Below are 26,730 nucleotides of genomic sequence, written 5' to 3' on the forward strand. Positions count from 1 at the left end.
CTTCACTATGATTTAAAAGCTTAAATCACCTTCATGTCATAGCTAGGATACCGTTGTTTCTAAAAATGAAGCTGTAATCTCGTTTACAACTCGATATCTATGTTATATTTCTTTCCAAAATCTTGTCTCGCTGGATATAGATAGTTCTGAACCCTGTCTGAATAACCTCCGCTTTCACCAATTCTTGCAATGCCACTGTTACAGCTTCTCTGCTGGCTCCAATTAAATTAGCGATTTCTTGATGCGATAGAGGAACATTAATTTTGTAACAATTATCCTTATGCTCAACCCCATGCTGATCCGCTAGCTTTAAAAGAACGCACAATATTTTATCATGCAGATTTCCGATGGCTAGATTCTGAGTTAACTGACTCATACTTTTTATGCGGTCGCTCAATACTTGCAATAATGACATCATAAACCTAGGTCGGTGAGAGATGAATTCTTCAAACCTTGCAGGATCAATTGTGCAGATATGGCTTTCCTCAATCGTTTCAATATAATGTTCCTTCGTTCCAAAAGAAATCATACCCATTTCACCAAAAACATTACCCTCACTGAGGATATCCGATGTAAATTGCTTACCGTTTGCGTTTAATTGGTATAAGCGAACCTTTCCTTTTTTCACAAAAAACAGTCCTTCAGAAAAGGTTGACGGTGTTTGGATATATGTATTTTTGGGGACTACTGTTATTCGCGTTAATTCTTCCATTTCAATTAGATCTTCCAGTCCTAACGATTGAAGCAAATTGAATTGAGATAAATAATGATTTTTTTCCATTGCCCCTCCTGTATAAAACGCTATTCATTTCTTCAGTATACCTTACAAAAAAAGCCACGTCCTAAGGACGCAGCTTACTAAATTACCGGTTACTTGCTTCCCAGCGCGCTACTTCTTCCCGCACACGTGGGGCCACTTCGGTGCCCAGCAGTCTAATCGCCTGCATAACATCCTCATGAGGCATAGTACCGTGCGGCACATGTAAAAAGAATCGCGTAATTCCCACATGCTTGCGCAGATGAATGATTTTATTAGCGACAGTTTCTGGATCACCTACGTAAAGGGCGCCCTCTAAGCTGCACGCTGCATCATAATCTGCACGATGGTACGGAGGTGTTCCTTTTTCCTTCGCCCGCACATTGGTCCGGGCATGCGTTGAAGGAAAAAATTTCTCCAGCGCTAACTGATTAGTCTCCGCTATAAACCCGTGTGAATGCGAAGCGATTGGAAATTTTGAAATATCATGCCCGGCTTCAGCTGCTGCTTTTTTGTAAAGCTGTACATGTGAAGCATAATCCAGTGGTAGAACATTCCCTATAATCGCTAAAACAAAAGGCAAACCTAGTGATCCTGTGCGGATCGCAGACTCTGGACTTCCTGCACTCCCGATCCAAATCGGTAAAGGATCTTGAACCGGACGCGGGTAAATCCCCAAATTTTCTATAGCTGCTCGGTGTTTGCCTTTCCAGGTCACTTTTTCTGACTTTTGGATGGCTAATAACAATTCCAGCTTCTCATTAAACAGTTCTTCATAATCCTTCAGATCATATCCGAATAGAGGAAAAGACTCTGTAAACGAACCCCGGCCGATCATAATCTCCGCACGTCCGTTTGAAATTCCGTCCAGCGTTGCAAAGTCCTGAAAGACACGCACCGGATCGGCTGAAGACAGGATCATTACAGCACTACTCAACCGGATCTTAGTAGTCAACGAAGCAGCCGCAGCCAGTACAACCGCAGGTGAAGACGCCGCATAATCATGCCGATGATGCTCACCTACTCCGTATACATCTAATCCCACCTCTTCGGCAAGTACAATTTCCTCCACTACTTCACGTAGTCGTTCTGCATGACTTATTGTCTCACCCGTTTGGACATCAGGTGTGGTCTCGACAAATGTACTTACTCCAAGTTCCACTATTCATTTCCTCCTAATATTCTGCACGATGCATTATTCTCTGGATGTAAAAAACCATAAAGGGACTACCTAATTATACTAACTAATTTAGGTCCCTTCGACTATAATCGAAGTTCATCTAATTAGATCCCCCTCACTATAGATCGGACTGAGGAGCCGTTATTTTAATAATTTCATTCATATTGCTAAATTATCGGACTTAGATGCAGCTATTCGTGCAAAGTAGCTTCCATAATGTGTGTTTTTATGGAAATAAGCGCAATACAGTCCGAAACTATCGCAAAATGAACTAAAAAGTGAAAATAGCTGCAATACGGTCCGACAAACAAGACCTCGTGTGAACTGACCACAATACAACAATTATACTGGGACTTTACCGCCAATGTGCAAGAGTGCAGCTAATGCGTGGTAACGACGAAGTTTGTTTAATTGTATTTACCACCAACGCACAGTGCAGCTAAGGCGTGGTAACGACGAAGTTTGTTTAATTGCATTTTGTGCAACTATATACGCTTTGAAGGTAGCCTTTGTGGATTTAGTTGCACTCTGTACATTTAAATACGAGCAATTGCCTCAATATGGCGGGAATCTAAAATAATAGTTGTAAAATATACAATTAAACTGCCTCAAAGCTGCGAGCATAAGAGCTTAATTGTACTTCTTACAACTATTTTGCTTTTTTAATGAGAATTGAGAGGATGCTGCTAGTGCGATGTAATAGCGATGTAATAGCAATGTAATAGCGAAGTAATCGCAATAATACAAAAACAAAAAAGACCACTAATCACCTAAACACAGACGATTAGCGGCCGGTCAAATCCAAGCTAGTTTGCATTCCCAATATTCGGAGTTATCGGCTTATCCAGCGATTTCGGTGGTTTGCTTGGGTTTATCCCAACGCCGATCCGACCGAATACAAACGCTCCGCCAGGAATTCGATTCGCTAAATTCATTATAAGTGCCGAGCCTATCACACAACCAACAAATTGCAGCAGAACACTAAATAGTCCAAGGTTTTGCAACCCAAATGAAGCTGGAAGCTTGACGAATATAGCCAATAGCAAAGGATGAAGCAAGTATATGCCAAAAGAGTATCTGCTGCTCCATTCCAGTACACGTGGCACTTTCTTCATTTTCGATGCCACGGAGAAGAGCAGCAAAATCATGCTTAAGGCGAATAGAAGCATATCAATTCTTTTGGAGCTATGCGCCGTTATCCAGCCTTGACTATTCACGAACAGCACTAGCGCACCTGTCAGAACCGGGAGCGTGTATACGGCTATGCGGAACTTTTTTAATTTTTCCCGGAACCACAGCTCATTTCGTCCCAAGTAATAGGCTACTGTAAAGTAAAAAATCCAACCAGGTGCGAAAATCCAGTACATTTTATCCCAGAAATAATGGGCGGCTGCCGTATCTGCGGGCGTAGTAAAGTTGAAGAAACCCAAATAGATAACGTTAATAAGGAACGATACGATTAGAACATTGCGGGGGTTAAGCCGCTTCGCATACGTCTGAAACCAGAGGAATAAAGCATAAAACTGAAAGATAATCAGTATAAAATAACCATGGAAATCTCCAATCAGCAAATGACGCCAGAGGTAATACCAAAAAGCCTGCAGCAAAGAAATGCCATCACTACTCGACAGCTCCAATCCTTTTAGTCCTGCATACAAGGTCCCGAAAAAAAAGTAAGGCAATAAAATATACTTGATTCTTTTCTCCCAAAATCTCGCTGGAATTTCATTGGGATAGGCAAATGACAACACGAATTGGGAGATAAATACGAATACAGGTGTGCCAAACGTTAGCAGTAAACCCACCGACTCTACCCAAGATGTATTTCCATCGTCATAAACCCGATAAAGAGCATGCAGCAGGGCTATACTTAAGCAGGCTACACTACGAAGAACGAACATTTCCGAGTTCATTTTGCGTTCCATGCGGAGTGCCCCTTTCAATGTGTGCTTTTAATGATCTACTGCGCTTCCTACACTTAAGCGGTCAGTAATTGTTTTTTTCAGCCCGGTATGAAAGTTATGGTTAGGGAACCAAGATAATAATTCCTGGGCTTTTTGATTGTTTAAGTAGCTATGGAGAATATCCCCCGGACGGGGCTCCGCATAGGTTGTCAGGAAATCACCACCCGTGATGTCGCTTAACATCCGAACCATCGTATTTATCGAGGTTGGTATTCCGCAGCTAATATTCATCGTCTCATTATTCACCCTGCCTTCGGTCTGAACCGCGTCAACGAACGCTTGCGCCACATCCTCCACATAGACGAAATCTCTAGTCTGCTCACCGTCCCCATAGATAACAAGATTCTTCCCTTGCTTTATGCGATCCAGAAAAACGGAAACAACGCCAGCTTCCCCATGTGAACTTTGCCTAGGCCCATATACATTAGCGAGACGCAGTATCGTATATTTTAGCCCATGTAAGCTGGAAAACATCCGAATATATGACTCTGGTACACTTTTGGATACACCATAGCAGGACTCGGGATTTAAGGGATGCTGCTCATCAATGCTCAAATATTCCGGGTTCCCATAAACCGCTGCCGACGAGGCATAGACTAGCTTTTGAACCTGATGGATCTCGCACATGCGCAGTACATTCAGCGTGCCAACAATATTCACATTCGCATCAAATAACGGGTTCCGCTGTGATTCTCTGACGTCGATCTGTGCAGCCAGATGAATGACTGCATTTGGCTTTTCAAGGTTAAACACCTCATGCAAAGTCTCATCCCGAATATCGTACTTATACAGAACCGCAGCAGGATTCATATAAGTCAGACCGGAGGCTCCGGATACATTATCTACAATCACAGTTTCTATGCCCTTTTTTATTAGACGATCAACCACATGGGATCCAATAAAACCTAACCCCCCAGTTACCAATACCTTCAAAATAAAAAACTCCTTTCGCCCGCTAAGAGTGATCTTTGTACCGTGCATTCCCCGAAAAATTCACATAAAATACAAAATCAAAGGATAAAGGAGTGAAGTATATGGCTACTGCCCCTATTCCAGACAGCTCGGTGACTACGTCCATCCTTTCTGATGGTGCTGTCACATCTATTAAAATAGACCCTGAGACTAACGGTTATGTGAACGTCCGATCGTACGGCGCTGTAGGAAACGGTATCAAGGACGATACAGTAGCGATTCAAAATGCTATCAATGCGGGAAACGCCAAAAACAAAGTAGTAATCTTTCCTCCAGGTGTATATAAGGTATCTTCGGGACGCATGCGTAACCCCTCCATCCTCGACTGGTGGTGTCTTCGAATTCCAGCCAAAACGAATTTAAGCTTTGAAGCCGGCTCCAAACTTGTGCTTGCCCCGAACCCACCTTCAGACACTAGGGTTCTAGTAATCTTAAATGCCTCAAATATCACAATCGCGGGCACCCTTGAAATTGATGGAAGTGCATCGACTGTTAAAACAGCCGTCAACGATCAGCTTCACGGCTTGTTCATTTCTTCTTCGCAAAATATAACGATAGAGTCAGTGTACTCTCACGATTGCTATGGGGATAATATCTTCATTGGGGGGACAGAAGAAATCCCCTCCGTTAATGTGCACATCGGATATGCACGCTGTGAGACTGCTGGACGAAAGAACTTTGTGGTCCATTTTGTAGACCAGCTTCATGTCAACAGAGCGGTTCTGAATAATAGCCGCGGTGGCGCACCAGGTTTTACTGGCGCTAACTCTCTCGATCTTGAACCCGACGTCTTTAAAGGAACGCGCAGCTTTTATCAGCGATTCGACTCCTTGACTACCATTGGTTTCGGTAACGATCTATCAGCAGGGCTTACAGATGCTATCGCTAGACTCTGGACACTCGACATCGGTTCACTAGATATGCGTGTAAGCGGATCGGTAAGTCCAGCCTTACTGTCCTATGGACTGACGCTGAAAATCAATCACTTGGCTATCCGCTCCACCGATCATAAAGCTAGCTTCGGTCTACAGACGATCTATTCACAATTTATTGATATCGCTAGCGCCAAGTTCGATGGCATCGGGGGCCCTGCGATCTATGCAGCGTTTAATGCTGCCGGAGGTAAACCAAGATTGCATATCGGTTCGTTAGGAATGTACGGCTCGGGTTCCACCTTAGCAAGGGGTGTCCGAATCGACGGAGGAGATCTTTATGTGGGGACGATAGATGCACAGGATTTAACGGGCAATACCTTGCATTTATTCACAACGGAGTCTGACGCGATGGCTACTGTCGACAATATGATCGTCCGCAATAGCGGAACCAATCAGGTAGTGCTAGTCTCTTCTTACGGTGCAGCTAAACCGTCTCTGCGCCTCAATAATGTAGCGGTGTTCGATACCCGAGCAGTGAAGGTAAAGCGAATTCTAGAATTCGAAACACTAATCGGCATGCAAGGCACATCACTAGGAACCTTGTATAATCCATATTCGCTTCTTGAATGGTTCTCGACCTACGGTAACTTCAAACGGGCCATTCGCCTCACTGGGGGGACAGTGTTGCCCGCGGTGTTCATAGTAGAGGGTTCGCCCGAGGGAGTCGTAACCGCCCCAGTTGGCAGTCTGGCCATGCGAACGGATGGCACTGCACAAGCCACTTTGTATGTGAAGGAAAGCGGATCAGCTGCCAGCGGATGGAAGGCTAAATAAGATGAATCAACGGTATTGGTTACATGTCTCTATCGCATAAACGACACGTTCCAAATCCTCATCTGATAAAGAGCTTCCAGAAGGCAGGCAGACACCTGTTGAAAATAATTTATCCGATACACTGTATTCCTCACTGTAAGGATAGTAGTAATTGCTCTCGAACAAGGGTTGTAAATGCAGCGGTTTCCATACAGGTCTAGCTTCGATATTGTGCTGTTCCAGACATGACAGGAGTTGTTGTGAAGAGAACCCCGCCACTTCTTCATCGATGGTCAGCGCACTCAACCAGTGCGTGCTGCGACAATTGCGCGCTTCCGGCATAAAATGAAGACCCGGTATGGACCCTAAACGTTCCCTATATCGCCGGCCAATAGATCTGCGCCGTTCAACCCGCTCGTCAAGCAGTTCTAATTGACCGCGTCCTATGGCTGCCAACAGGTTGCTTAACCGATAGTTGTATCCCATTTCGGAATGTTGATAATGAGGGGCAGTGTCTCGGGCTTGCGTAGACCAGAAGCGCGCTTGATCTAAGGCTTCGGTATCGTCGGATACGAGCATGCCCCCACCTGACGTCGTAATAATCTTATTTCCGTTGAAAGAATAGATTCCGAATTGGCCCCACGTTCCGCTGGCCTTGCCTTGATAGAAAGCACCTAGTGATTCGGCAGCATCTTCAATCAAGGTAATTCCATATTGGTCAGCTATTTCTACAATGGGCTCCATGTCTGCGCTTTGTCCGTATAAATTGACGACAACAGCCGCTTTTGGCAGCAGTCCTTTGTCATTCAAAGCTTGGCAGGCCCGCTGAAAAGCTAGCGGACACATGTTCCAGGTCTCAGGCTCTGAATCGACAAATACGGGGGTGGCCCCCAAATATAAAATAGGATTGGCGCTAGCAACGAACGTGAGCGTTGAACAGATCACGTAATCTCCTTGTGTGACACCGGCTAGACGAAGTGCGAGATGAATCGCCGCCGTGCCAGAGCTTAACGCTAGTGCACCCTTTGATCCTGTGTAGGCGGCCATCTCCCGCTCGAACGCATCAACTTGCGGACCAATAGGAGCAATCCAACCAGAGTGTATCGCCTCCTCCATGTAGACCTGCTCACGTCCACTAATATGCGGCGGGGATAACAAGATTCGTGGCAGAATGCTTGTTTGACGAATGCTCATGCGAAGCTCCTTTCTCCATTTGGACCGATTTCTTCAGATGGAATACATATCATATCGAGATCTGGATGCCGATAGAGCGGAAAGTAATTTCCTGATATTCTGGTGTCACAAAAGGATATGATCCGCTCATACAACTCTGGGAAAAAGATTCGTTTACCTAAGTAATAGTCAAGGGGTTCCAGTTGTGTCGCGAATCTATGCTTGAATTGAAATAAGTCGTCATTCCCCTTATATCCCCCGCCAAGATGAAAACATTCAAAGCCATTTTCCATCCCCCACTTGGCTGCTGCGTGTATTAGCAATTTGGTAGGTGACCACTGCAGATAGGCGCGATCCCAACCACATAGGTGATAATGCATCCACGGTCGTTCATGTAACACGATGCTGGTCGCCACCGTTTTCTCCCCATCCATAGCTTCGAATAGCTCTACTCTCCCCTCAAGTAGATGACTAGTATCTTCTATAAATTTTTTGGGAAAATAATAAAAAGAATCCGCCTGTAAATCGTTTAGTGTTCCGTAATACAATTCACTGAAGGACTCAATACGATCCTTCAGATTCGAATTTCGAATCGTAAAGGGTGCGGACTTTAATTTATGAATATTCCGTTTATGATTGCTGCCATAATGCCGGATGAGCTCTGACTCCGAACCCACAGTCAAATCAATATAAATTGTATTCCTATTCCATTCGGTGGTCAGACCACTTTGATATTCCGTAGCGTTGCCAATCAAGGGATGAAATCTTACAAACTCGGTCATGATCTTTTTCTCTCTACAGTAATCCGTGAACGTTTCACTGAATTGCCGGTACAGCTCACTTCGTTCGGCTCCCGGAGGGAGATTCGATATCGGTCCCCCGTATCCATAGGGTGTACTAATGTCGTACCAATCGCCTTCAAGCCCCAGTTGGATTACGGCAGGAAGATGGCTTATGGAGCGAAGTAAGTAAGGATAAACTATGAGCTGATCTCCCTGCTTAAAAACAAACAGCTCTGCCTGCTGATGCTCTCCATCCTCAAACAGCCGAAAAAACGCTGAGGAGAAATAGATATCCTTCGTCTCTAACTGGTTCAAATAGGCATCCCATTCCGCTGAACTAGAGCTGCCTAACACGATGAAGTTACTCATACAACACCTCTTGATTCTCCAATATTTTGATCATACGTATACTTTCAGTGCTTAAGATTAGCCCGGGGTCTCGCTCACGCAAATAAGCATCTGAAGAAAGCAACAATAGCCTTTTCTCCCGGTCTAAATCCATTAATACGTCTGTCAAAAGATTGCAGCCACTCCACCCTCCACTTTGCAGTTGGATACGATAATACTGTTCACCTAACCGGCCCACAACTGAAGTCTCTTCCTTCGTTCTAATCTTAAGAGAAGAGAATCCATACTTTTGATGATGTGCTTCTGCCATCGGATAATCATCTATGATGTACGCCAATGCTTCTCTATCCCTATCAATCGATGGAGCCAAATCTCTTACATACCAGTAAGTCCGGCCTTCCTCTGCAAAACCAAGCCGCAAATACCAAGCATGAGCTTGCTCATTCCACGAAAAGACATCAAGTGCCAGCTTCGAAATGCCATCCTTTTGGGCTAATGTCTCCCCGTACGCCATAAGCTTGCCGCCGATGCCATCTTTTCGATAAGCTGCGTCCACATTCAAGTTATTCAGAACCAGCATCTGCTCCATTCTTCGCCATTCAGCGAATCCAATAAGAAGCTCTTCAGAATAGGCACCAATCAGCAGTGTTGCTGAATGGCTTCCGCATTTACATGCTGCTTTCAAATATTCGGGATAACCGCCACAGGCGAATATGGTTTGATTGTAGACCGACTCTGGCAAGTTGCTCTGTAAGAGCCGGCATGCAAGGTGAATATCATCTTCCTGAAGCGGACTAAACCGCAAATTCATGCCGACCCCTCCTTTTGGTTCATTCTGTACTCATCGAGCGGCAGACTATGCTCACCCGGATTGGCCACAACGTCATCTTGGCGGATCACCTTCAGCACAGTTTTGCATAAGATCAACGCATCTAATCTAAAGCTCAGCTTCTCAACATAGGTAACGTCATAGGAGAGCCGCTGTTTCCACTCCGAAGTATTACGTCCAGATACCTGCGCCAATCCCGTTATTCCGGGTCTTACAGTAAATCGCAGCCGCTCCCGTTCAGAGTAATGCGGGCTGTAACGGATGAGCAAAGGTCTTGGTCCGATCAGACTCATTTCTCCCTTCACAACATTTACTAATTGCGGGAGCTCATCCAGACTCAGCTTTCGAATCAATCCGCCGAATTTGATATAACGCCGAGCATCCGATAACGGCTGGCCTTGCGCATCATACATTTCAGCCATGGTTCGGAACTTGTAGATGTAGAAGGGTCTTTCTCCCATTCCCGGCCGCTGCTGCTTGAACAAAATAGGACTTCCCAGCTTTATCCGAAGCAGCAACGCCACCACAGCCATGACCGGACTAAACACACCTAACATAATGATCGCTCCCACCAAATCGAAGCCCCGCTTCATATGGCGATACATGGTAGTCTTTCCCCCGCCTTTCTCTTATTCCGTAAAAAGACGTTCTGTAAGTGACTTTACCTCTTCCGGATTTGCACTCCAATAATACACTTTGGTTCGGACGAGCGGATCTAGAGCAGAGCTGTTATGGCCAGGAATCTGTTCGTAAGCAAAATCCGCGGAATCCATTCCCTTGAATAGCCAAGCTAAGCTCATCAAATCACTGTCACTAAAACTCGTATCAATAATGTCTTTCTTTTCACGCAGTAGCAGTCCAGCTAGATCAGGAATATGCTCCGGACTTAATAGCTTTTTGGCTACAGCCCGAACGATATTGAATTGCTCCCGTTGGCGGCTAAAGTCACCCTCCGGAGTCGAGTAGCGCTCCCTTGCTAAATAAAGCGTGTGGGCACCATCCAGATGCTGCTCACCTTTCTTGATGGTGATCTCCGGAGTGATGGTCACATCCTGATCAATTAGCATATCGATCCCGCCGATCGAATCGATGAAATCACGAACACCGGAGAAGTTCGTCTTGATGTAGTAATGAATAGGTATATTCATAAAATCACTAACGGCTTGAATCAGTGTCAGCGTACCCTGCTGATTCCCACCCTTTGTCTCACCAACGATATGTGCATGATTGATCTTGGTATAACCGACATTCTGCACATAAACCCGCGTGTCCCGCGGCACAGATACGATATTCACCTTCCGTTGATCCGGCATCACATGGGCAACCATGATCGTATCTGCCCGCGAGCTTTCTCCCCCCCAAGTGTCTGTTCCAATTAGCACTACATTAAAGGATGAGCTTTTCTTATCTGCTGGGGATATCGCCGCAGTTGGAGTCTGTGTAGACGTTGTAAGGGTAAGCTCATCCGTTTGAGCTTGTGGGGCTGGTGTGCTGAGCGATTGCACCATCGCTTCATTGTCCGTAACCACATTAGAGCTAGGGATCGTCAAGGGGTTAAGAATCGCCTTATTAAAACGATGCTCTGGATTCAATATCCCTCCAATCCAGATCCCCCCAACTACAACCACAACAAGAATAACAATCAGGCTGTATCGTCCCACCCGCCGCATGCATGAACGTTTACCTGTAATTGCCTTGTCGCGCTTGCCCCATAATCTTGTCATCCATGAATGCTTAGTCGACTTCATAGGTCAGATTCCCGCATGAACTTCGGATTTAATGCGTTCAAGATCATGTGTGCCCACCTGCGGTTCTTCCTGAAAGCCCGAATAGCTTGGAATTAGCTGCTTTAGCAGTTTTTTGATCTGATGACTGCTTGGCATCAGTTCATACCGTTTGCACAAGTTCTCCAGAACCCCCAACACCAAATTCAGTTCAGATCTGGAGACACTTTGCGGGCGGCTAATCATAATACGGTAGTTGTTAGTGACCAATAACCCTTCTTCTTCAGTCAAAAGCTCCTCAAACAATTTTTCTCCAGGACGAATGCCAGTGACCACAATGGGAATATCTTTGTCAGGCTCGAGACCCGACAAGCGGATTAAATCCCTCGCTAGATCGTATATACGAACTGGCTTACCCATATCCAGCACAAACACTTCTCCCCCTTGTGCCAGCACACTTGCTTGAATAACCAACTGTACCGCTTCGGGTATCGTCATGAAGTAACGCACCATATCCATATGTGTAACCGTCACCGGGCCGCCGTTTTCGATTTGTCTTTTGAATAACGGAATGACACTGCCCCGACTGCCCAGCACATTACCAAAACGTACAGCGGCAAAAACCGTCTTACTTAAGGAATTCTGATCATTAATGATCATTTCCGCGGCTCGTTTCGTGGCCCCCATAACACTGGTAGGATTAACCGCCTTATCCGATGAGATGAGGATGAACCGTTTAGCGCCATATTTAGCACTCGCTTCCGCTACATTCCTTGTGCCGATCACATTATTTTTAACTGCCTCTACTGGATTCATCTCCATAAGAGGAACATGCTTGTGAGCAGCGGCATGATACACAATGGAGGGGCGGAACTTTTGAAAAACGTTATCGATCCGCGATACATCCTGAATGTCCGCTATAATGGGATGAATGATCTGATCGGGATATAACTGCCGCAACTCTTGTTCAATAAGATAAATGCTATTTTCTCCATGCCCCAAAAGCAGCATTTCCTTCGGACGATACGCAGCCAATTGCCGGCATAATTCCGAACCAATTGAACCGCCTGCACCCGTGATGAGAATACACTCGCTTCCCAAATTCTCACGAATCTCTTCCGTATTAATTTCTACGGGGCTTCTCCCCAGCAAATCATTTACGGATACTTCACGGATCATGTTAATGGCCATTTTCCCGTCCAAAATATCGGTCATACTAGGCATTAACTTGATCTGAGCTTTGGTAGATTTGCAGATTTCGATGATCTCCAGTAATTCCTTTTGAGGAGCCGTAGGCAAAGCGATGATAATGAACGAAATATCCAGCTGCTCGACTGCCTGGGGAATGAAGTTACGGTTACCGACAATCGGCAACCCCATAAGCTCCAGCTTGCGCTTTGAGATATCATCATCTATGAAGGCAACTGGGTTCATGAATTTAAATCTTGAATGCTTGATATCTTTGGTAACGAGGATGCCTGCTTTTCCCGCCCCAACGATTAGCAGATTGCCTTCGGATGAACCCTTTATTCCCAGTGTTTCGAATCTATCGTTGATGAGGCGGTTAACTAAACGTAAGCCGGCAATGCCGAGAAATACGTAACCCGCTGCAAAATAAATCGAAATCGGCAATCGATAGGAAGGGACGAATACATGCGCAGATACATTGACAGCGACCACTCCGCAGAGTGTTAAAGCACTCACTTTTAGCAGCTGCAATAACTCACCTATACCGGTGTATCGCCAGATATTGTTATACACCTTGAATCCAAATGAGAACGCTGCGTACACCATAATGTGAATGAGTATCGCCCACGGAAGCATCCACATGTACTGCTCAGGGATTTGAAAATCAAACCGAAGTAAAAACACAAGCCACACTGAAGCCGCTATAATTCCCGCATCCAACATGACTAAACGTACGATCCGCATTTTCATCACTTCTTTCTCCCTAATTAACTAATTATTCGTTTATTCGTTAATTCGTTTATTCGTTTGTTGTCGTATATGTGAGAATGAATTATCTATCTGCTGTCAGACCCGGTTGTAATTCAGACGGAAAAGGCTTTATCCCTGGTTCTTTCAGCGCTTCTATATAAATCGAGTCCATTTCACGAAGCACCGCTGGCAATCCATAGCGAATAATCCTGTCCTTGTTCGCCTTACCCATTGCTGCGGTCAAAGCTGCGTCCGCTCGCAGTTGAACCAGTGCTTTTGCCGTAGCGGCAATATCATCCACTGGAACCAACATGCCCGTTGACTCATGCTCAATCAAATCGCGAATGCCCCGAATATGTGTGCCGATCACGGGTTTGCCTGCTGCCATCGCCTCCATAATCGCCCGGGGTAACCCCTCTCGATAGGACACAAGTGCCGCAACATCACACGCTTGTAGCAAATCCGGTATATCTCTTCGGAACCCCAGAAAATGTACCTGTTCCCTAACCCCTAACCGTGTAGCAAGTTCTATAAGGGTTTGCTCGAAAGGACCTGTACCTGCGAATGCTAGATGAATATCGCTTGCTTGATCACCCAAATGATGTAGTGCTTCGATCAACTGTTTTTGGTTCTTGTTAGCATTTAACTCAGCGACGCAGAGAACAACGAATGAAGGATTATCATTGTCACTCTTAGGTAAATCAAATAGCTGGTGACGACTTTCCCCCATCATTTTTGCAATTTCATTATCCCCCTCACCGCTACCGTATACCTGAAGATCAAGCCCGACTCCGCTCACATAAGTTACTTTTTTTCGGACAGGGAATTTCTGAGCACGCTCATAATCTTCACTATTAATGGTGATCAGTACATCCGTCCAACGTGCCATCAAATACTCCAACGGATAATAAAGCATCCAGTTCAGAAAAGGAGCACCTTTAAAAAAATGAAAACCATGAGCTGTATACAATACGCTAGGGACACCTGCTCTATGGGCTGCAATCCGTCCGAGAATCGAAGCCACTGGTGTATGTACATGGACGAACTGAAATTTTTCCGCTTGGAAGCTTTTCGTTAAGATCCGCAGAGCCGTCCAATTCTTCAACTGTAAAGGACTTCGTTGTATAGGTACGTCGTGACATACAATTCCCCGCTGTTCCAAGCGCTGTCTGGCTTCGCCCGGCTGAGCGTAAGCATGGACTTCACACCCTTTTTGCAGCAATAACACCATGTAAGGTAAATGAAAACTCTCGAAATGCCCATATATGGAGGCTACAAAAGCAACCTTTGCTTGTAAGCCACCCTCAGCTGGAATACTCCCGATGTCCTTACTTGAGCTTTTATTGAGGTTGCTCTGCTCGTTGTCGAAGCTTGCGCCCAGTTGACCGTTCAACGTGTTGGGTTCGATAGGGCATCTCTCCTTTCAGGTTTTTGTCTGTTAACCGGATGCAAGCTCCGTTCATCGCCATCATGAACCACCAATACCGCTGGAATAACGCCTCAATACCCATCGATAACCCAATCATCGCCGCATGGGACAACAGCAATGCCATAATAATTGGCCTACGAATGGGATCTGCTGCACGATAAGAACGGATACCCACAATGAAGAACCAAATCATAAATCCTCCATATACAATCAAGCCCAATAAGCCGAATTCAGTCAAAAACCATATTGGCGTGTTGTGGATAATAATGCGCAGTTCGTAATTATAGGAACCAAGCCCAATGCCTAATAATGGACTTTGTGCGATCCAATCCACCGCTTTGTCAATGATGTCAAGACGCGACTGGATCTGGGAAGGTCTGCTGGACATAGACTCCAGCACATTTAGATAAGCGGTGCCTTTATACAGCAGCAGAGCTATAAAAGCCACACCAAACCCCATACCGATCTTGAGCAATCTGGAAGGTTTGGTAATCAAAAGTGTAAGTAATACAAGGAAGAGACCAATCCAAGACGAGCGCGAGAAAGTCATCATAATGCCCCCGGCTAAGCTTATCGTCGCTAGTATGCTGACCCATCCCCGCAGCAGCTTTATCTTCTCCCCACTCGTCATGATATGAATGGCAAAAGCCGTCACCAGCAATCCTCCGTATGCATTGGGATCAATTAACATGCCGGACAACCGCCCGTCTTGCACCATAAACGGAACCTTTACTCCGCTGAAAAAAGCGAATAGGGCAACACCATTTAAGAGCAGCACACTGATCAGGAAAAATCGGAGCATCTTATATAACCGTTCCCAGCTATCTACGGCTTGCACAAGCATGATATAGGTCAACAATAGGAGTATGAATCCAATATCTTTTTGCAATAAGGCGTATTGGGTTATGAAGCCGTTGCGCCAAATGGATACAAAGGAAGCTAGAACAAAAATGAACAACATGCCCCAATGCCATGAACTGAATATCCTCCGGTCCAATTTGAGATGGAATCCAGCGGCAAACAAACCTAACATTAAGAAGAGATCCGACGGGGCGATACGGAAGGCTCCACCAAAATCAAACTGTGCCGGAAGGCATATGATATACCCCATGACCGCAAACAGAAATAAATTGTGCATGGTGTAGGGCTTCCCTACAACAGATACAGATGTCATACAAGTCCCTACTTTCCTACTTTCCTACTTTCCTATAAAACAAAGAACTTATGCCGCCGCTTCCGACTGTTCCCGATTTCTTACCTTTCCGATGACACGATACAGCACAACTACACTGCCAATCATCTGTACAAATAACGACGAACTAGCTCCCATCGCAGCCCCTACTACCCCGTAATGAGGTACGAAGATCAGACAACATAAGCCATTAGTGAATGCTGTGCACAGAAACAATGGAATCTGGGCTTTGTACCTTCCGGTAGCCGTTATGGCGTACCACAGGTAGGATGAAATAAATACCAGCATGGTGGACGCCAGCAGCCAATGAAACAACCCTAACTCTCCTGCCACGTCTGAACTGAATAATAAGGTTAACAGCTTGTGTCCAAACAACCACCCTATCAAACAAGCGACCGCACTAAAACCCAAACCCATCGCTATCATTCGGCTGAGTAAAGTGACAAACTCCTTGTGTCTCCCGGCTGAATGCCACCTGGCAAGACGTGGTGTTATGGCTTCACCAAGTGCGGTGACGACAACATTACAGGCAACAATCATATATGAGAGTGAAGCATAAATACCTAAGTCATGCTCCCCTTTAAAATAGGAAATCGCGTATAATGGGATATTCGTATTTAACGACATCAACGCCAACACCACGCCTAGCGGTGAACTGACGATCAGTAAACTCCATAGGCTTCTTTTGTTGAAGAGTGGCCTGAGAGAAGTGTATATTCTTGCTTTACGAGCATCATATCCAATCGTTATCGCTAACCATCCGATAATCATGACTAACAAGGCAAGAACAAGGCTCTGTGTAGGGATAAATACGAGGATGAAGATTAGAATGGAGAATAACCCTTTTGCCATTCTGGAGATTGAGATTTGATCTAATCTCTCCTCCTTTTGAACGATGCCCAATAAAATATCACTGATTGATTCAACGATTCTATACAGACCGATGAAGAAAATAACCAATGCTGTATTCCAATCCAAACCACTCATAATGCAAAAGCCTGCGGTAATCGTAAACGCAAGGGCGGTTGTTATCAGCCGTAAGCCCAGAAAGTCTCCAAAACTGTATTTCCCCGATGAATCAACGATTAATACGGAACGAAGATGTAGATGCGACAGCATAAAGATCGGAGCAGTAACTGCAAGCCCTAGCGAATATTTCCCCACGATTGCCGATGACCCGAATTTATTCAGCAGGATCACAATCACAAACTGAGCACCAGCGTAAGTGATATTCCCGAGCAAATAACGAAGAGAAGCAAATGACATAGACGTCAGACCATTCCTGAAGAAGAGGCCCACTCGGCAAAATCTTCACCACGAATCTTGGAACGCCTGCTCTTTTTCCGATAATTCAATACGGCTCCCAGTAAATGTGCTCCCTGCTGCTCTAACAAGTGCTTGGCAGAACTCGTGTGCTTTAAGAGTACTTTTCCGGATTTCACAACTAGCAATACCCCCTCAGTCATCGTTGCCAAAATAAGGGCATCCGAAAATGGCATTAATACAGAGGATGAGTCGATGACAATCGTATCAAAACGCACGCTCAGCTCTGCAAACAATCGCTTCATTCCTTCAGAGCCTAGTAATTCAGCGGGATTTGGTGAAATCGGACCAGAGGTCAATACAGACAAACCTTCTGCTTCCTCAATAGAAATAATGCAATCCTCTAAGCGGGTATGATCCACTAAGATACTGCTAAGCCCGATCCAATTAGGCAGATCAAATGCCTTATGCACCGTTGGCGTACGTAGATCCCCATCAATGAGTAGAACTGTCTTACCAGCTTCCGCCATGGCAATCGCCAGGTTTATCGCTACCGTTGATTTCCCTTCATCCGGAAGTGAGCTTGTGACTAATAAAGAGCGGATCTCTCCACCAACGCGGGTATAACGAATATTGGAGCGTATGCTTCGGAATTGATCTCCGTTAGATGACTTCGGTTGTTCCAGGCAATATAATTTTGGCGTTTTCTTCTTCATAACTTGTGGCTCCTTCTGCTGATTTGGTTTTCGCTTTATTCCGCCGTTTACGTGGCTTCAATTTGCCCACGGTTCCCAGAAGCGGAAGCTGCAAATCAAGCTGAATATCTTTGGCACTTCTCACGGGTTTCTCCATCAATTCCCGGAGGATAGAGATTGCGATCCCGGTAATCAGCGCCAATCCGAAGGCAACAGCCATATTGAAGACCGGCTTAGGTGAGACAGGATCAGAAGGAACCTTGGCACGGTCGAGAAATACAACATTCTCCACTCCCATAATCGATTGAATATTCGCATTAAAAGCTTCTCCGAAGCCATTCGCGATATCTGTTGCCCGTTGAGCTTTTGAATTGGTCACAATTACCGTTGTTACGAGTGATTCACTATTGGTTCTTGTCTTCACATTTTTGAGTAACTCTTCCGCTGTCATTTTTAGCTGCAGCTTTCTGACAACCTCTTCCGCTATCCTGCTGCTTCGAATGATCTCCCCGTAAGTGGTTACCAGTTTTTGTCCGGCCATAATGTCATTAATTGCTTTCTGCTGCCTGTCTCCTTGAATAAGTATAGAAGCTGTCGCCTCGTATTTCGGCTGTAAAACATAATAGCTAACACTACCAGCGAGCCCGACTGCAGCGATACATAATACAATAATGAACAGCAGCCTACGTTTTACTAGTTTCAAAATGCTGCCCAGTTCGAATTCCATCGATCATTTCTCCTAACTAGTTAATGTATTGTCGCCTCTTTAACAAGATTATTGTTGTATATTCATATTCTCTTTCTCTCAACATATGTCCAAGTCCGTACTTAAAATTTAAATGTCAAAATATTAAAGGGCTCATATAGCTCACCTGTTAAAATCCAACAAAAAAAGGCATTCTTCCAGCAAAATCAACTGGTAGAATACCTTACATATAAACTATCTAGTTCAGGAATGTACAAGTGCAGTCAACACCATCAGGAGATATCTTTACGTTTCAGAACATGATGAACATTGCTTAACATGCCGGATAGAACTCCAGCAATTGGGAATACTGCCCAATTGACGTCCCAGCGCCCATAGACAAAACCCGTGAACAGAAAAATCGCCGTCGCCAAAGGCCATAATACAGCCCCAACAACTCCAACAAATCGGTTCTCTTCCTGCTTCTCTGCAGTGATATTCGGCTCCTCCAGCAACTTCGTATAAGTACCCTGGATATTCCCGTAATAGATGAACAAAAACACCGCCACAGCTGCAATAAACAGAAAAGCAGCGACTCCATAGGGAGCATAGTCATCGTTGACATAGCTAGTGGTAAAGATAAAAGCCGGCGACAGCACGCATAGGCAGACTCCTGTAATCAGAGAAAGACGGTAAGTCGGAGCATAAAGACTTTGGCTGCGTTGAAGCGCCATTTTTAGAGCATAAGGCAGCTGAAAGCCTTGCTCCAGACTCTTAAAGCGATCCAGCTTCATTCCGCTGTGTATAAACATCCCGACCGCGATAGCGACCAGCACGAACATTCCGACCAGCCCCAGCATCGAACCTTTATCACTCATAACAGCCTTATTTTCAAATATTGTATCCAGGGTGATCAAAAACGCCACTCCGCATGCGCAGAGAAAAACGCCGATCCCCGTCCATAATCCAGCGCTTCGTCTGGCCGCCGCATAAGCGTAAACCTCTTCTTCCGTCAGCACCGGAATAGCCTGTTCTGGCGCAACCGGATTGATGCCAAGCTCCGCTGTCAGCTCTTCAATATTGCCGAATTCCGATATGACGATACCAATCGCCTCATTCTCCGACTTGCCAGCAAGCTTCAGCTCCAGGTACTTCTCCTCCATCCCTGATAGCAGCTCTTGCTTCAGATGTTCTAGTTCCGGAGTCTTTGGCAGACCCGCAAACATATTATCCAGATATACTATGATCGTCTCCATGCTCTATCACCACTCCTTGATAAATTGGTTTACAACTTGCTGTGTAACCTTCCATTCCTCACATTTTTCTCGGTAATAGGCGAGACCCAAAGAGGTAATCCGGTAATACGTACGCCGCTTGCCAAGACTCTCATCCAGATAAAAGGATTCTATATATCCGTTTTTCTCCAGTCGGGTGAAGGCAGAATATAACGTTGTCTCCTTCATGACATATTTCTCCTGCGTTAACTGCCTGATATTTTTGGAAATCTCGTACCCGTAAGATTCCCCGTCCAGCAGCATGTATAGGATCATCGTATCATTGTAGCCGCGTATAACATCACTGCTGATCAAAAATATCCCCCCATGATTACTCCATCTGTCGTAGTAGTTGCAGTATAACACAATTACTACGACAGATGAAGTAGTTAATGGAAAAATAGGCCAACATAATTTGAGGACCGAACCTTCCTTGATTAAATCACAATTGCTGACTGCGCATGACATAGCTTCCAATATGAGGTTAGGTATACGAAGGTGCAGGCCAGTAGTGTTTGCGGGGACGATGGTGTTTACTAGTAGGCTGTTTGCGAGGGCGGGGGTGTTTACTAGTAGGCTGTTTGCGAAGTCGATGGTGTTCACCAATTGGTTGTTTGCAGGACGATTATGTTTACTAGTAGGCTGTTTGCATAGACGATAGTGTTCACCAATTGGTTGTTTGCAGGACGATCGTGTTTACTAGTAGGCTGTTTGCGAAGTCGATAGTGTTCATCAATTGGTTGTTTGCAGGACGATAGTGTTTACTAGTAGGCTGTTTGCATATACGGTGACGTTTACCTACTCTTAGTTTGGCGGATGAGGTACTATCGGACTCAGTTGGCGTTATTCGAGGCATTTTACTACTTTTCAGGTTCTATCGGACCCCAATGCACCTATTGGCGCACAAAACATCATATTTAGGGCCCTTTCTAGGGAATAGCTGCACTGGAGTCCGAAACTACGCTAGAACTGCGAAAAACATACTAATAACGCCATTGGGGTCCGTTAGCCTTACTTGCCCCATTATCTATTGAAGCAACAAACCAACGCTGGTTTGTTTTCCTTTTTATTGAACCTTAATACAATAAGGTTGACTGCAAGAACATAGGTGTTTACTTCCCCTTACTTTGCCGGACGAGCTACTATCGGACTCAGTTGGCGTTATTCGAGGCATTTTACTACTTTTCAGGTTCTATCGGACCCCAATGCACCTATTGGCGCACAAAACATCATATTTATGGCCCTTTCTAGGGAATAGCTGCACTGGAGTCCGAAACTACGCTAGAACTGCGAAAAACATACTAATAACGTCATTGGGGTCCGTTAGCCTTCCTTGCCCCATTATCTATTGAAGCAACAAACCAACGCTGGTTTGTTTTCCTTTTTATTGAACCTTAATACAATAAGGTTGACTGCAAGAACATAGGTGTTTACTTCCCCTTACTTTGCCGGACGAGCTACTATCGGACTCAGTTGACCTTATTCGCAGAAATTCCCCATTTTGCTGATCCTATCGGACTCCAATGCACCTATTGGCGCACAAATCACCATATTCGAACCTACTTCTAGGGAATAGCTGCACTGGAGTCCGAAACTACGCTAGAACTGCGAAAAACATACTAATAACGCCATTGGGGTCCGTTAGCCTTGCTTGCCCCATTATCTATTGAAGCAACAAACCAACGCTGGTTTGATTTCCTTTTTATTGAACCTTAATACATTAGTTAGTTAATTACCCTGGACGAGCTACTATCGGACTCAGTTGACCTTATTCGCAGAAATTCCCCATTTTGCTGATCCTATCGGACTCCAATGCACCTATTGGCGCACAAAACATCATATTTAGGGTACTTTCTAGGGAATAGCTGCACTGGAGTCCGAAACTACGCTAGAACTGCGAAAAACATGCTAATAACATCATCTGGGTCCGTACCACAGTGGATGATTATGAGTCGGCGATATGATTAGATGTATATTGTTGATGTTGATGTTGATGTTGATGTTGATGTTGATTTTGTTGATGTAAATCCAAGCGAAACTGAGTCAAAGTCAGCAAGTCAAAACACAAAACAGCGGTTCTCCCATATTGGGGAGAACCGCTGTTTTGTTGTTTTTTTATAATCAATAAAATAGTTAATCATTGCTAAGGAATACACCAACTTGAATACGTTGACCTATTAATGTCGTGTACGGAGCATGCGTCCAACAAAATAAAGCATTTGTTTACGTGTGAAAAAACGTGACATTTGAGCAGAAATATAGTTTGTAAATCCTGGGACAACAAATACTTTTTTAGCCTGAAGCGACCGAAGAGCCACTTGAACGACATTTTCTGGCGTGTCTCGTTTCCCTACCGAAGCCTCATCGGCTCCCACGACATTAAAAAATTCTGTTTCCGTAGACCCCGGACATAACGCAAGAAATTGTACGCCCCGTTTCCGATTTTCCTCCCATAGCGCTTGAGTAAATGATAATACAAAAGCTTTTGTCGCTCCATATACAGCCATATTAGGGAGAGGTTGAAATGCAGCTGTTGATGCAACGTTTATGATCACTCCACTTTTTCTATTTAACATCTCTGGCAAAAACAAATGGGTCAGATCTACAACCGCCAAAACATTTAGCATCACTTCTTCATGTTGTCTCGAACCAGATAGTTGTTCAAAAAGCCCATGCGTAGCAAAACCTGCATTATTAATAAGAATATCAACGTTCAAGCCACGTTCTACACATTGTTGATAGAGCCTGTCAGGGGAACCTTCTTGAGATAAATCAGCAACTAGAACCTCCGCTTGAATTTGAAATTCTCGTTTTAATTTTTCCGCTAAAGCAATCAGTTTATCTTCAGAACGGGCGACTAAAATTAAGTGACTTCCTTTGGCTGCAAGTTCTCGAGCAAACGCTTCACCTATACCCGAAGAAGCTCCGGTAATCAACGTCCATTTATTTTGAATTGTAATCATTGCTATCCTCTCTCCCTTTAACGACCATTTAGAAACAGTGTTTCAATAAGAATCATTGTATCCAAGTGAGGTTGTGTTGTCAAATAAAGTTCTACACATTTAATTATTGGCTATTTCTCTTCTACATCAGTAAAATAAGGGTTAGAAATAACGGCTATCTAAAAAAAGCTAAAGTAAAGTTCTAAGGAAGTGAAACTACATGCAAAAATCGTCCAAAATATCTTCTATAGATGCTGAATCCGTTACAACCTACCCAAAAGCAAAGCAACGGCATGCGGAAATATTAAGACTGAACATTATCGAAGCCGCTGCGGCCATTATGCATGAATCCGGACCCGAAGGTGTAACCATCCGTAAGGTTGCTGAAAAAATGGAATGTCCCACAAAAATCATTTATAACTTGTTTGGAAACAAGGAAGGTTTAGCGAAGGAGCTTTTTCTGCAAGGGTGTAAATTGTTGGCTGCTGCCTTTCAAGCGGTTCCAAAACAAGACAATCTAAATTTATATCTTCGCGAGCTTGGACAAGCTTATTGGGATTTCTCACGGAATCATACTAGCTATTATATGGTTATGTTCGGAGGAGCCTTTAGCGAATTCAAACCGGAGGAGGAAAGCTTACATGCTATCTTTACGGCACTACAACAAGTGATAGCCCTTATTACAGAAGCCATCGAACAAGGATTTATTAACGAAAAAGACCCTCTGCTTGTTGTGAATCTGGTGTGGGCGTCATTGCATGGCGTCATTCATCTGCATTTAGGGGGACATATTCAAAACGAGGAAACGGCTAAAATATTGTATGATAGATCGGTCTCCAATTTAATTCATACCTTCTTTAAAAAAGATAATTAATTCTAAAAAGGCCTCTTTGCAAGTCCCTACTCAATAAATTCAAGCCGTAATCTTGGGATATCCTTAGATCACGGCTTTTTTAACATGCTAAAAAAACACAAAAAAAAACGGCATTTCTGCCGCTTCTTCATCTCTCTAATTATGTCCGGCGCATATATGCACGCACAGTGATAGGTGCAAAAACCGCAACAATCACAGCGGCTCCGATAAGTGAAATAGCGAAATCCCAACCTACGGTTCCAGAGTTAGCAAGCTCACGGACAGCTGACACAAGATGCGAGATTGGATTGACTTTGACAAACCATTGCAGCCAGTTAGGCATCGTATCTACAGGCACGAAGGCGTTGGATAGAAACGTGAGTGGGAACAACACAATCATTGATATCCCTTGTACGCTGGAAGCGGTTCGCGCAATCACACCAAAGAAAGCGAAAATCCAGCTAATCGACCAGGAGCAGACAATAACCAAAAGCGCAGCAATTGCGACATGCTCCAGACCGCCATCAGGTCGGTAACCCATAATATAGCCCATGACAAAAGTAAGCACAGTAGCGATCGTATATCGAATCGTATCTGCCAACAAAGCTCCGGCTAATGGGGCTATACGGGCAATCGGCAATGACTTAAAGCGGTCAAACACCCCTTTATCCATGTCTTCCCGCAGTTGGACACCAGTGACGATGGAGGTCGTAATTACAGTCTGCACTAGAATACCAGGAATAATAACGGGCAAATAGCTCACTACATCTCCTGATATGGCTCCACCAAAAATATAAGTAAACATTAATGTGAAAATAATTGGCTGCAGCGTTACGTCGAACAATTGCTCGGGTGTGCGACGGATTTTCAATATCCCGCGATAAGCCATCGTTAACGAGTTACGAACAGATTGCTTGAAGCTCGTATGGTTTTTCAATTGTCGGGTCGCACCTGGACTAATAGTAGAAGTTCTCATACTCATGCTCTTGCTGCCTCCTTATTCATTGATTCTTGTGACGCTTGGGACGCCTCATCCGTAACTCCATGGCCAGTGATCGTCAAAAACACTTCATCAAGCGTCGGTTTCTGCACACTCATCTCTGCGAGTGGAATCCCCGCTTCGCGGAGTGCAATAAGCAAATCAGTGACTAAATCAGCATTCGCCATCGGTGCAGTAATTTTTCCAGCCTCATTCGGCACAATAGACTGGATATGCAGCACATGTTCCACAATCCGGCGCGCTTGAGCGATATCTTTAAGATTTTGGACTTTTAAGTGCAGCGAGGTGGTGCCCACTGAAGCTTTTAGCTCATCCACGGTGCCTTCTGCAACGACATGGCCATGATCAATAACTGCAATGCGATCTGCCAGCTGATCGGCTTCCTCAAGATACTGTGTAGTTAACAGCACTGTTGATCCTGTGTTCACCAACCGACGAATGGTATCCCACATTTGCGAACGTGTCCGTGGGTCCAGACCTGTTGTTGGTTCATCCAAAAAGATAAGCGGGGGCTGGGCAATCAGACTCGCTGCAAGATCCAGACGTCGGCGCATACCGCCAGAGAAATTTCGAAGCGGCCGTTTCGCCGCCTCCGTCAGACCAAACTCTTCTAACAACTCCGCTGCCTTTTGCCGCGCCTCTGCCCGCCCTAACCCTAAAAGACGTGAAAAGATAATCAGATTCTCTGTAGCACTAAGTGACTCATCCACAGAAGCATATTGTCCCGTAACCCCTATCAATTGCCGGACAATCTGCGACTCCTTTACCACATCATGCCCGAAGATTCGCGCCGACCCCGCATCCGGACGAAGTAACGTAGCCAGCATCCGAATTACCGTCGTCTTTCCTGCCCCATTGGGACCGAGAACGCCGTAAATCGTGCCTGCCTTAACGTTCAGATTTACTCCATCAACTGCGCGATTGTCACCAAACGTTTTGACGAGCCCACGCGCTTCGACGGCCCAATCTCCAGGGTTGGGCTCAATTATTTTTTTGCGTTCATTTACCATTACAATTCCTCCAACGTTTTAGTTTGTATTGTGATGGTAACTCCCTTTTATAAACTGAATTTAAACAACACAAAAAACCGGGGAGCGCGATCTCACGCCACCCGGTTTATCACTTCTCATCTGAGTCAGCCTCAACATATTCTTTAAGCGCAAACAATTTATTAGCCCAGTAACCTTCAAAAAAGGCAAGCCAATCTTGCAGCTCCAGCAAAGGTTCTGGCTGAAGCTTATACCGGGTCTCCCGTCCGACTTTCTGACTGCTAACAAGCTGCGCATCGGACAATACCTGTAAATGCTTATTAACAGCGGTTCGGCTGATCGGGTAGCAATCCGTAATAGATGCTATAGACATTTCCTTATTAGCGAGCAGCTTTAGCAGACTGCGTCGGGTAGGATCTGCTATCGCTTGAAATACATCATGTCCTGCTTCAGCAACCGGCATATTAAGCCTCGATATAAGCAGGAAGTTTTTCTTGGACGATTTTTTCCCAGCCGCTATTCATAAAGCCGCGTACGATTGGATGTGGTTGTCCAAATTCAGTAACTTTTTCAGGGTCCCATCCAGAATGAATCAAGGTAAATTCCGTTTTCCCTTCGATTTCTTTCAGTTCAAAAGCAAGATGCCAATCCTTCCCCCAATTAAAACCAACACGATTCGGAGGATCAACTTCAGTTACTTTACAAGGAGAATCTCCGAATTGTCCAGCATGCAGGATGAATTCATGCCCAACAACAGGCTCAAATGTACTAGGCATCCACCAGGCTGCCATTCCTTCTGCCGTGGCAACAGCTTTCCAAACCTTTTCTATTGGCGCATTTAGTAAAATCGTTTGACGAATTTCTTGTAAGGGTTCTTGAGTTTGCATAATAAATAGCCTCCAGCATTCATTTAATATAACACCTTTTGGGTTCGCTTTTCATTATAACACCTATAGGTGTTATGTCAATTTACAGATTTCCCTAATTCTCCGTTCGTTATTCAACGTCTCAATCCCTCAATAGTATCCTTTAACTGCTATAAAAAAAACCCTC

The 26,730-nt window shown here is 44.8% G+C and carries 24 protein-coding genes; 2 read left to right on the plus strand and 22 right to left on the minus strand.

Annotation, left to right across the window (positions count from 1 at the left end):
- Positions 1 to 97: 97 nt before the first annotated feature.
- The 4 genes from MHB56_RS02150 to MHB56_RS02165 form a co-directional block, all read right to left on the minus strand.
- Positions 98 to 781, minus strand: coding sequence for a Crp/Fnr family transcriptional regulator (locus MHB56_RS02150; protein WP_076129738.1), 684 nt, complete (start codon positions 779 to 781; stop codon positions 98 to 100).
- Between the two features lie 82 nt (positions 782 to 863).
- On the minus strand, positions 864 to 1,919 hold the full coding sequence (locus tag MHB56_RS02155; RefSeq protein ID WP_076129739.1) for an LLM class flavin-dependent oxidoreductase: 1,056 nt from the start codon (positions 1,917 to 1,919) through the stop codon (positions 864 to 866).
- A gap of 824 nt (positions 1,920 to 2,743) precedes the next feature.
- Complete coding sequence (locus MHB56_RS02160) at positions 2,744 to 3,862, minus strand: acyltransferase family protein (protein ID WP_341143216.1); 1,119 nt, start codon at positions 3,860 to 3,862, stop codon at positions 2,744 to 2,746.
- A gap of 27 nt (positions 3,863 to 3,889) precedes the next feature.
- Positions 3,890 to 4,834, minus strand: coding sequence for an NAD-dependent epimerase/dehydratase family protein (locus MHB56_RS02165; protein ID WP_076303324.1), 945 nt, complete (start codon positions 4,832 to 4,834; stop codon positions 3,890 to 3,892).
- A 101-nt stretch (positions 4,835 to 4,935) separates the two neighbouring features.
- Here MHB56_RS02165 and MHB56_RS02170 point away from each other — a divergent pair, with 101 nt between their 5' ends.
- Positions 4,936 to 6,582 (plus strand): glycosyl hydrolase family 28-related protein, encoded by a 1,647-nt coding sequence (locus tag MHB56_RS02170; protein ID WP_341143217.1) that lies wholly within the window; start codon positions 4,936 to 4,938, stop codon positions 6,580 to 6,582.
- Between the two features lie 6 nt (positions 6,583 to 6,588).
- Here MHB56_RS02170 and MHB56_RS02175 read toward each other — a convergent pair whose 3' ends face one another.
- The 14 genes from MHB56_RS02175 to MHB56_RS02240 form a co-directional block, all read right to left on the minus strand.
- Entirely contained in the window at positions 6,589 to 7,755 is a 1,167-nt protein-coding gene (locus MHB56_RS02175) for a DegT/DnrJ/EryC1/StrS family aminotransferase (protein WP_341143218.1), read from the minus strand.
- Complete coding sequence (locus tag MHB56_RS02180) at positions 7,752 to 8,885, minus strand: GNAT family N-acetyltransferase (protein WP_076182393.1); 1,134 nt, start codon at positions 8,883 to 8,885, stop codon at positions 7,752 to 7,754. Before MHB56_RS02180 ends, MHB56_RS02175 begins: the two co-directional genes overlap by 4 nt.
- On the minus strand, positions 8,878 to 9,675 hold the full coding sequence (locus MHB56_RS02185; RefSeq protein WP_076182396.1) for a GNAT family N-acetyltransferase: 798 nt from the start codon (positions 9,673 to 9,675) through the stop codon (positions 8,878 to 8,880). Before MHB56_RS02185 ends, MHB56_RS02180 begins: the two co-directional genes overlap by 8 nt.
- Positions 9,672 to 10,298 (minus strand): sugar transferase, encoded by a 627-nt coding sequence (locus tag MHB56_RS02190; protein ID WP_076194878.1) that lies wholly within the window; start codon positions 10,296 to 10,298, stop codon positions 9,672 to 9,674. The genes MHB56_RS02185 and MHB56_RS02190 overlap by 4 nt, the downstream gene beginning before the upstream one ends.
- 24 nt (positions 10,299 to 10,322) lie before the next feature.
- Positions 10,323 to 11,441, minus strand: a complete 1,119-nt coding sequence (locus MHB56_RS02195; RefSeq protein ID WP_340010451.1) for an LCP family protein — start codon at positions 11,439 to 11,441, stop codon at positions 10,323 to 10,325.
- Between the two features lie 3 nt (positions 11,442 to 11,444).
- Positions 11,445 to 13,355, minus strand: a complete 1,911-nt coding sequence (locus tag MHB56_RS02200; RefSeq protein ID WP_076182408.1) for a polysaccharide biosynthesis protein — start codon at positions 13,353 to 13,355, stop codon at positions 11,445 to 11,447.
- Between the two features lie 82 nt (positions 13,356 to 13,437).
- Positions 13,438 to 14,748: a glycosyltransferase family 4 protein gene (locus MHB56_RS02205; protein WP_081391973.1), complete on the minus strand. Its 1,311-nt coding sequence runs from the start codon at positions 14,746 to 14,748 to the stop codon at positions 13,438 to 13,440.
- Positions 14,696 to 15,922 carry an O-antigen ligase family protein gene (locus tag MHB56_RS02210; RefSeq protein WP_076182414.1) on the minus strand — a complete coding sequence of 409 codons (1,227 nt, stop codon included), beginning with the start codon at positions 15,920 to 15,922 and terminating at the stop codon, positions 14,696 to 14,698. Before MHB56_RS02210 ends, MHB56_RS02205 begins: the two co-directional genes overlap by 53 nt.
- 84 nt (positions 15,923 to 16,006) lie before the next feature.
- On the minus strand, positions 16,007 to 17,242 hold the full coding sequence (locus MHB56_RS02215) for an oligosaccharide flippase family protein (RefSeq protein ID WP_076303330.1): 1,236 nt from the start codon (positions 17,240 to 17,242) through the stop codon (positions 16,007 to 16,009).
- A gap of 5 nt (positions 17,243 to 17,247) precedes the next feature.
- Positions 17,248 to 17,955 carry a CpsD/CapB family tyrosine-protein kinase gene (locus MHB56_RS02220; protein WP_076277771.1) on the minus strand — a complete coding sequence of 236 codons (708 nt, stop codon included), beginning with the start codon at positions 17,953 to 17,955 and terminating at the stop codon, positions 17,248 to 17,250.
- Positions 17,903 to 18,661 carry a YveK family protein gene (locus MHB56_RS02225; RefSeq protein ID WP_076303331.1) on the minus strand — a complete coding sequence of 253 codons (759 nt, stop codon included), beginning with the start codon at positions 18,659 to 18,661 and terminating at the stop codon, positions 17,903 to 17,905. Before MHB56_RS02225 ends, MHB56_RS02220 begins: the two co-directional genes overlap by 53 nt.
- A 251-nt stretch (positions 18,662 to 18,912) precedes the next feature.
- Positions 18,913 to 19,875: a permease prefix domain 1-containing protein gene (locus tag MHB56_RS02230; RefSeq protein ID WP_076303332.1), complete on the minus strand. Its 963-nt coding sequence runs from the start codon at positions 19,873 to 19,875 to the stop codon at positions 18,913 to 18,915.
- A gap of 6 nt (positions 19,876 to 19,881) precedes the next feature.
- On the minus strand, positions 19,882 to 20,208 hold the full coding sequence (locus MHB56_RS02235; RefSeq protein WP_036688249.1) for a PadR family transcriptional regulator: 327 nt from the start codon (positions 20,206 to 20,208) through the stop codon (positions 19,882 to 19,884).
- Between the two features lie 1,862 nt (positions 20,209 to 22,070).
- Entirely contained in the window at positions 22,071 to 22,856 is a 786-nt protein-coding gene (locus MHB56_RS02240) for an SDR family NAD(P)-dependent oxidoreductase (protein WP_076301579.1), read from the minus strand.
- Positions 22,857 to 23,055: 199 nt separating this feature from the next.
- On the opposite strand from MHB56_RS02240, the gene MHB56_RS02245 reads away from it, so the two are divergent.
- Entirely contained in the window at positions 23,056 to 23,709 is a 654-nt protein-coding gene (locus MHB56_RS02245; RefSeq protein WP_076220107.1) for a TetR/AcrR family transcriptional regulator, read from the plus strand.
- 139 nt (positions 23,710 to 23,848) lie between these two features.
- Here MHB56_RS02245 and MHB56_RS02250 read toward each other — a convergent pair whose 3' ends face one another.
- The 4 genes from MHB56_RS02250 to MHB56_RS02265 form a co-directional block, all read right to left on the minus strand.
- The gene (locus tag MHB56_RS02250) at positions 23,849 to 24,664 is read right to left on the minus strand and encodes an ABC transporter permease (protein WP_076129863.1); all 816 of its coding nucleotides are present in this window, start codon (positions 24,662 to 24,664) and stop codon (positions 23,849 to 23,851) included.
- A gap of 2 nt (positions 24,665 to 24,666) precedes the next feature.
- A complete protein-coding gene (locus MHB56_RS02255) occupies positions 24,667 to 25,698 on the minus strand; it encodes an ATP-binding cassette domain-containing protein (RefSeq protein ID WP_076129855.1) in 1,032 nt (343 codons plus the stop codon).
- A gap of 109 nt (positions 25,699 to 25,807) precedes the next feature.
- The gene (locus MHB56_RS02260) at positions 25,808 to 26,140 is read right to left on the minus strand and encodes an ArsR/SmtB family transcription factor (protein WP_038571799.1); all 333 of its coding nucleotides are present in this window, start codon (positions 26,138 to 26,140) and stop codon (positions 25,808 to 25,810) included.
- A gap of 1 nt (position 26,141) precedes the next feature.
- A complete protein-coding gene (locus MHB56_RS02265) occupies positions 26,142 to 26,564 on the minus strand; it encodes an SRPBCC family protein (protein WP_076129854.1) in 423 nt (140 codons plus the stop codon).
- Positions 26,565 to 26,730: the final 166 nt, after the last annotated feature.

This window comes from Paenibacillus sp. FSL H8-0315, from assembly GCF_038005365.1.
Taxonomy (GTDB): domain Bacteria; phylum Bacillota; class Bacilli; order Paenibacillales; family Paenibacillaceae; genus Paenibacillus_AQ; species Paenibacillus_AQ odorifer.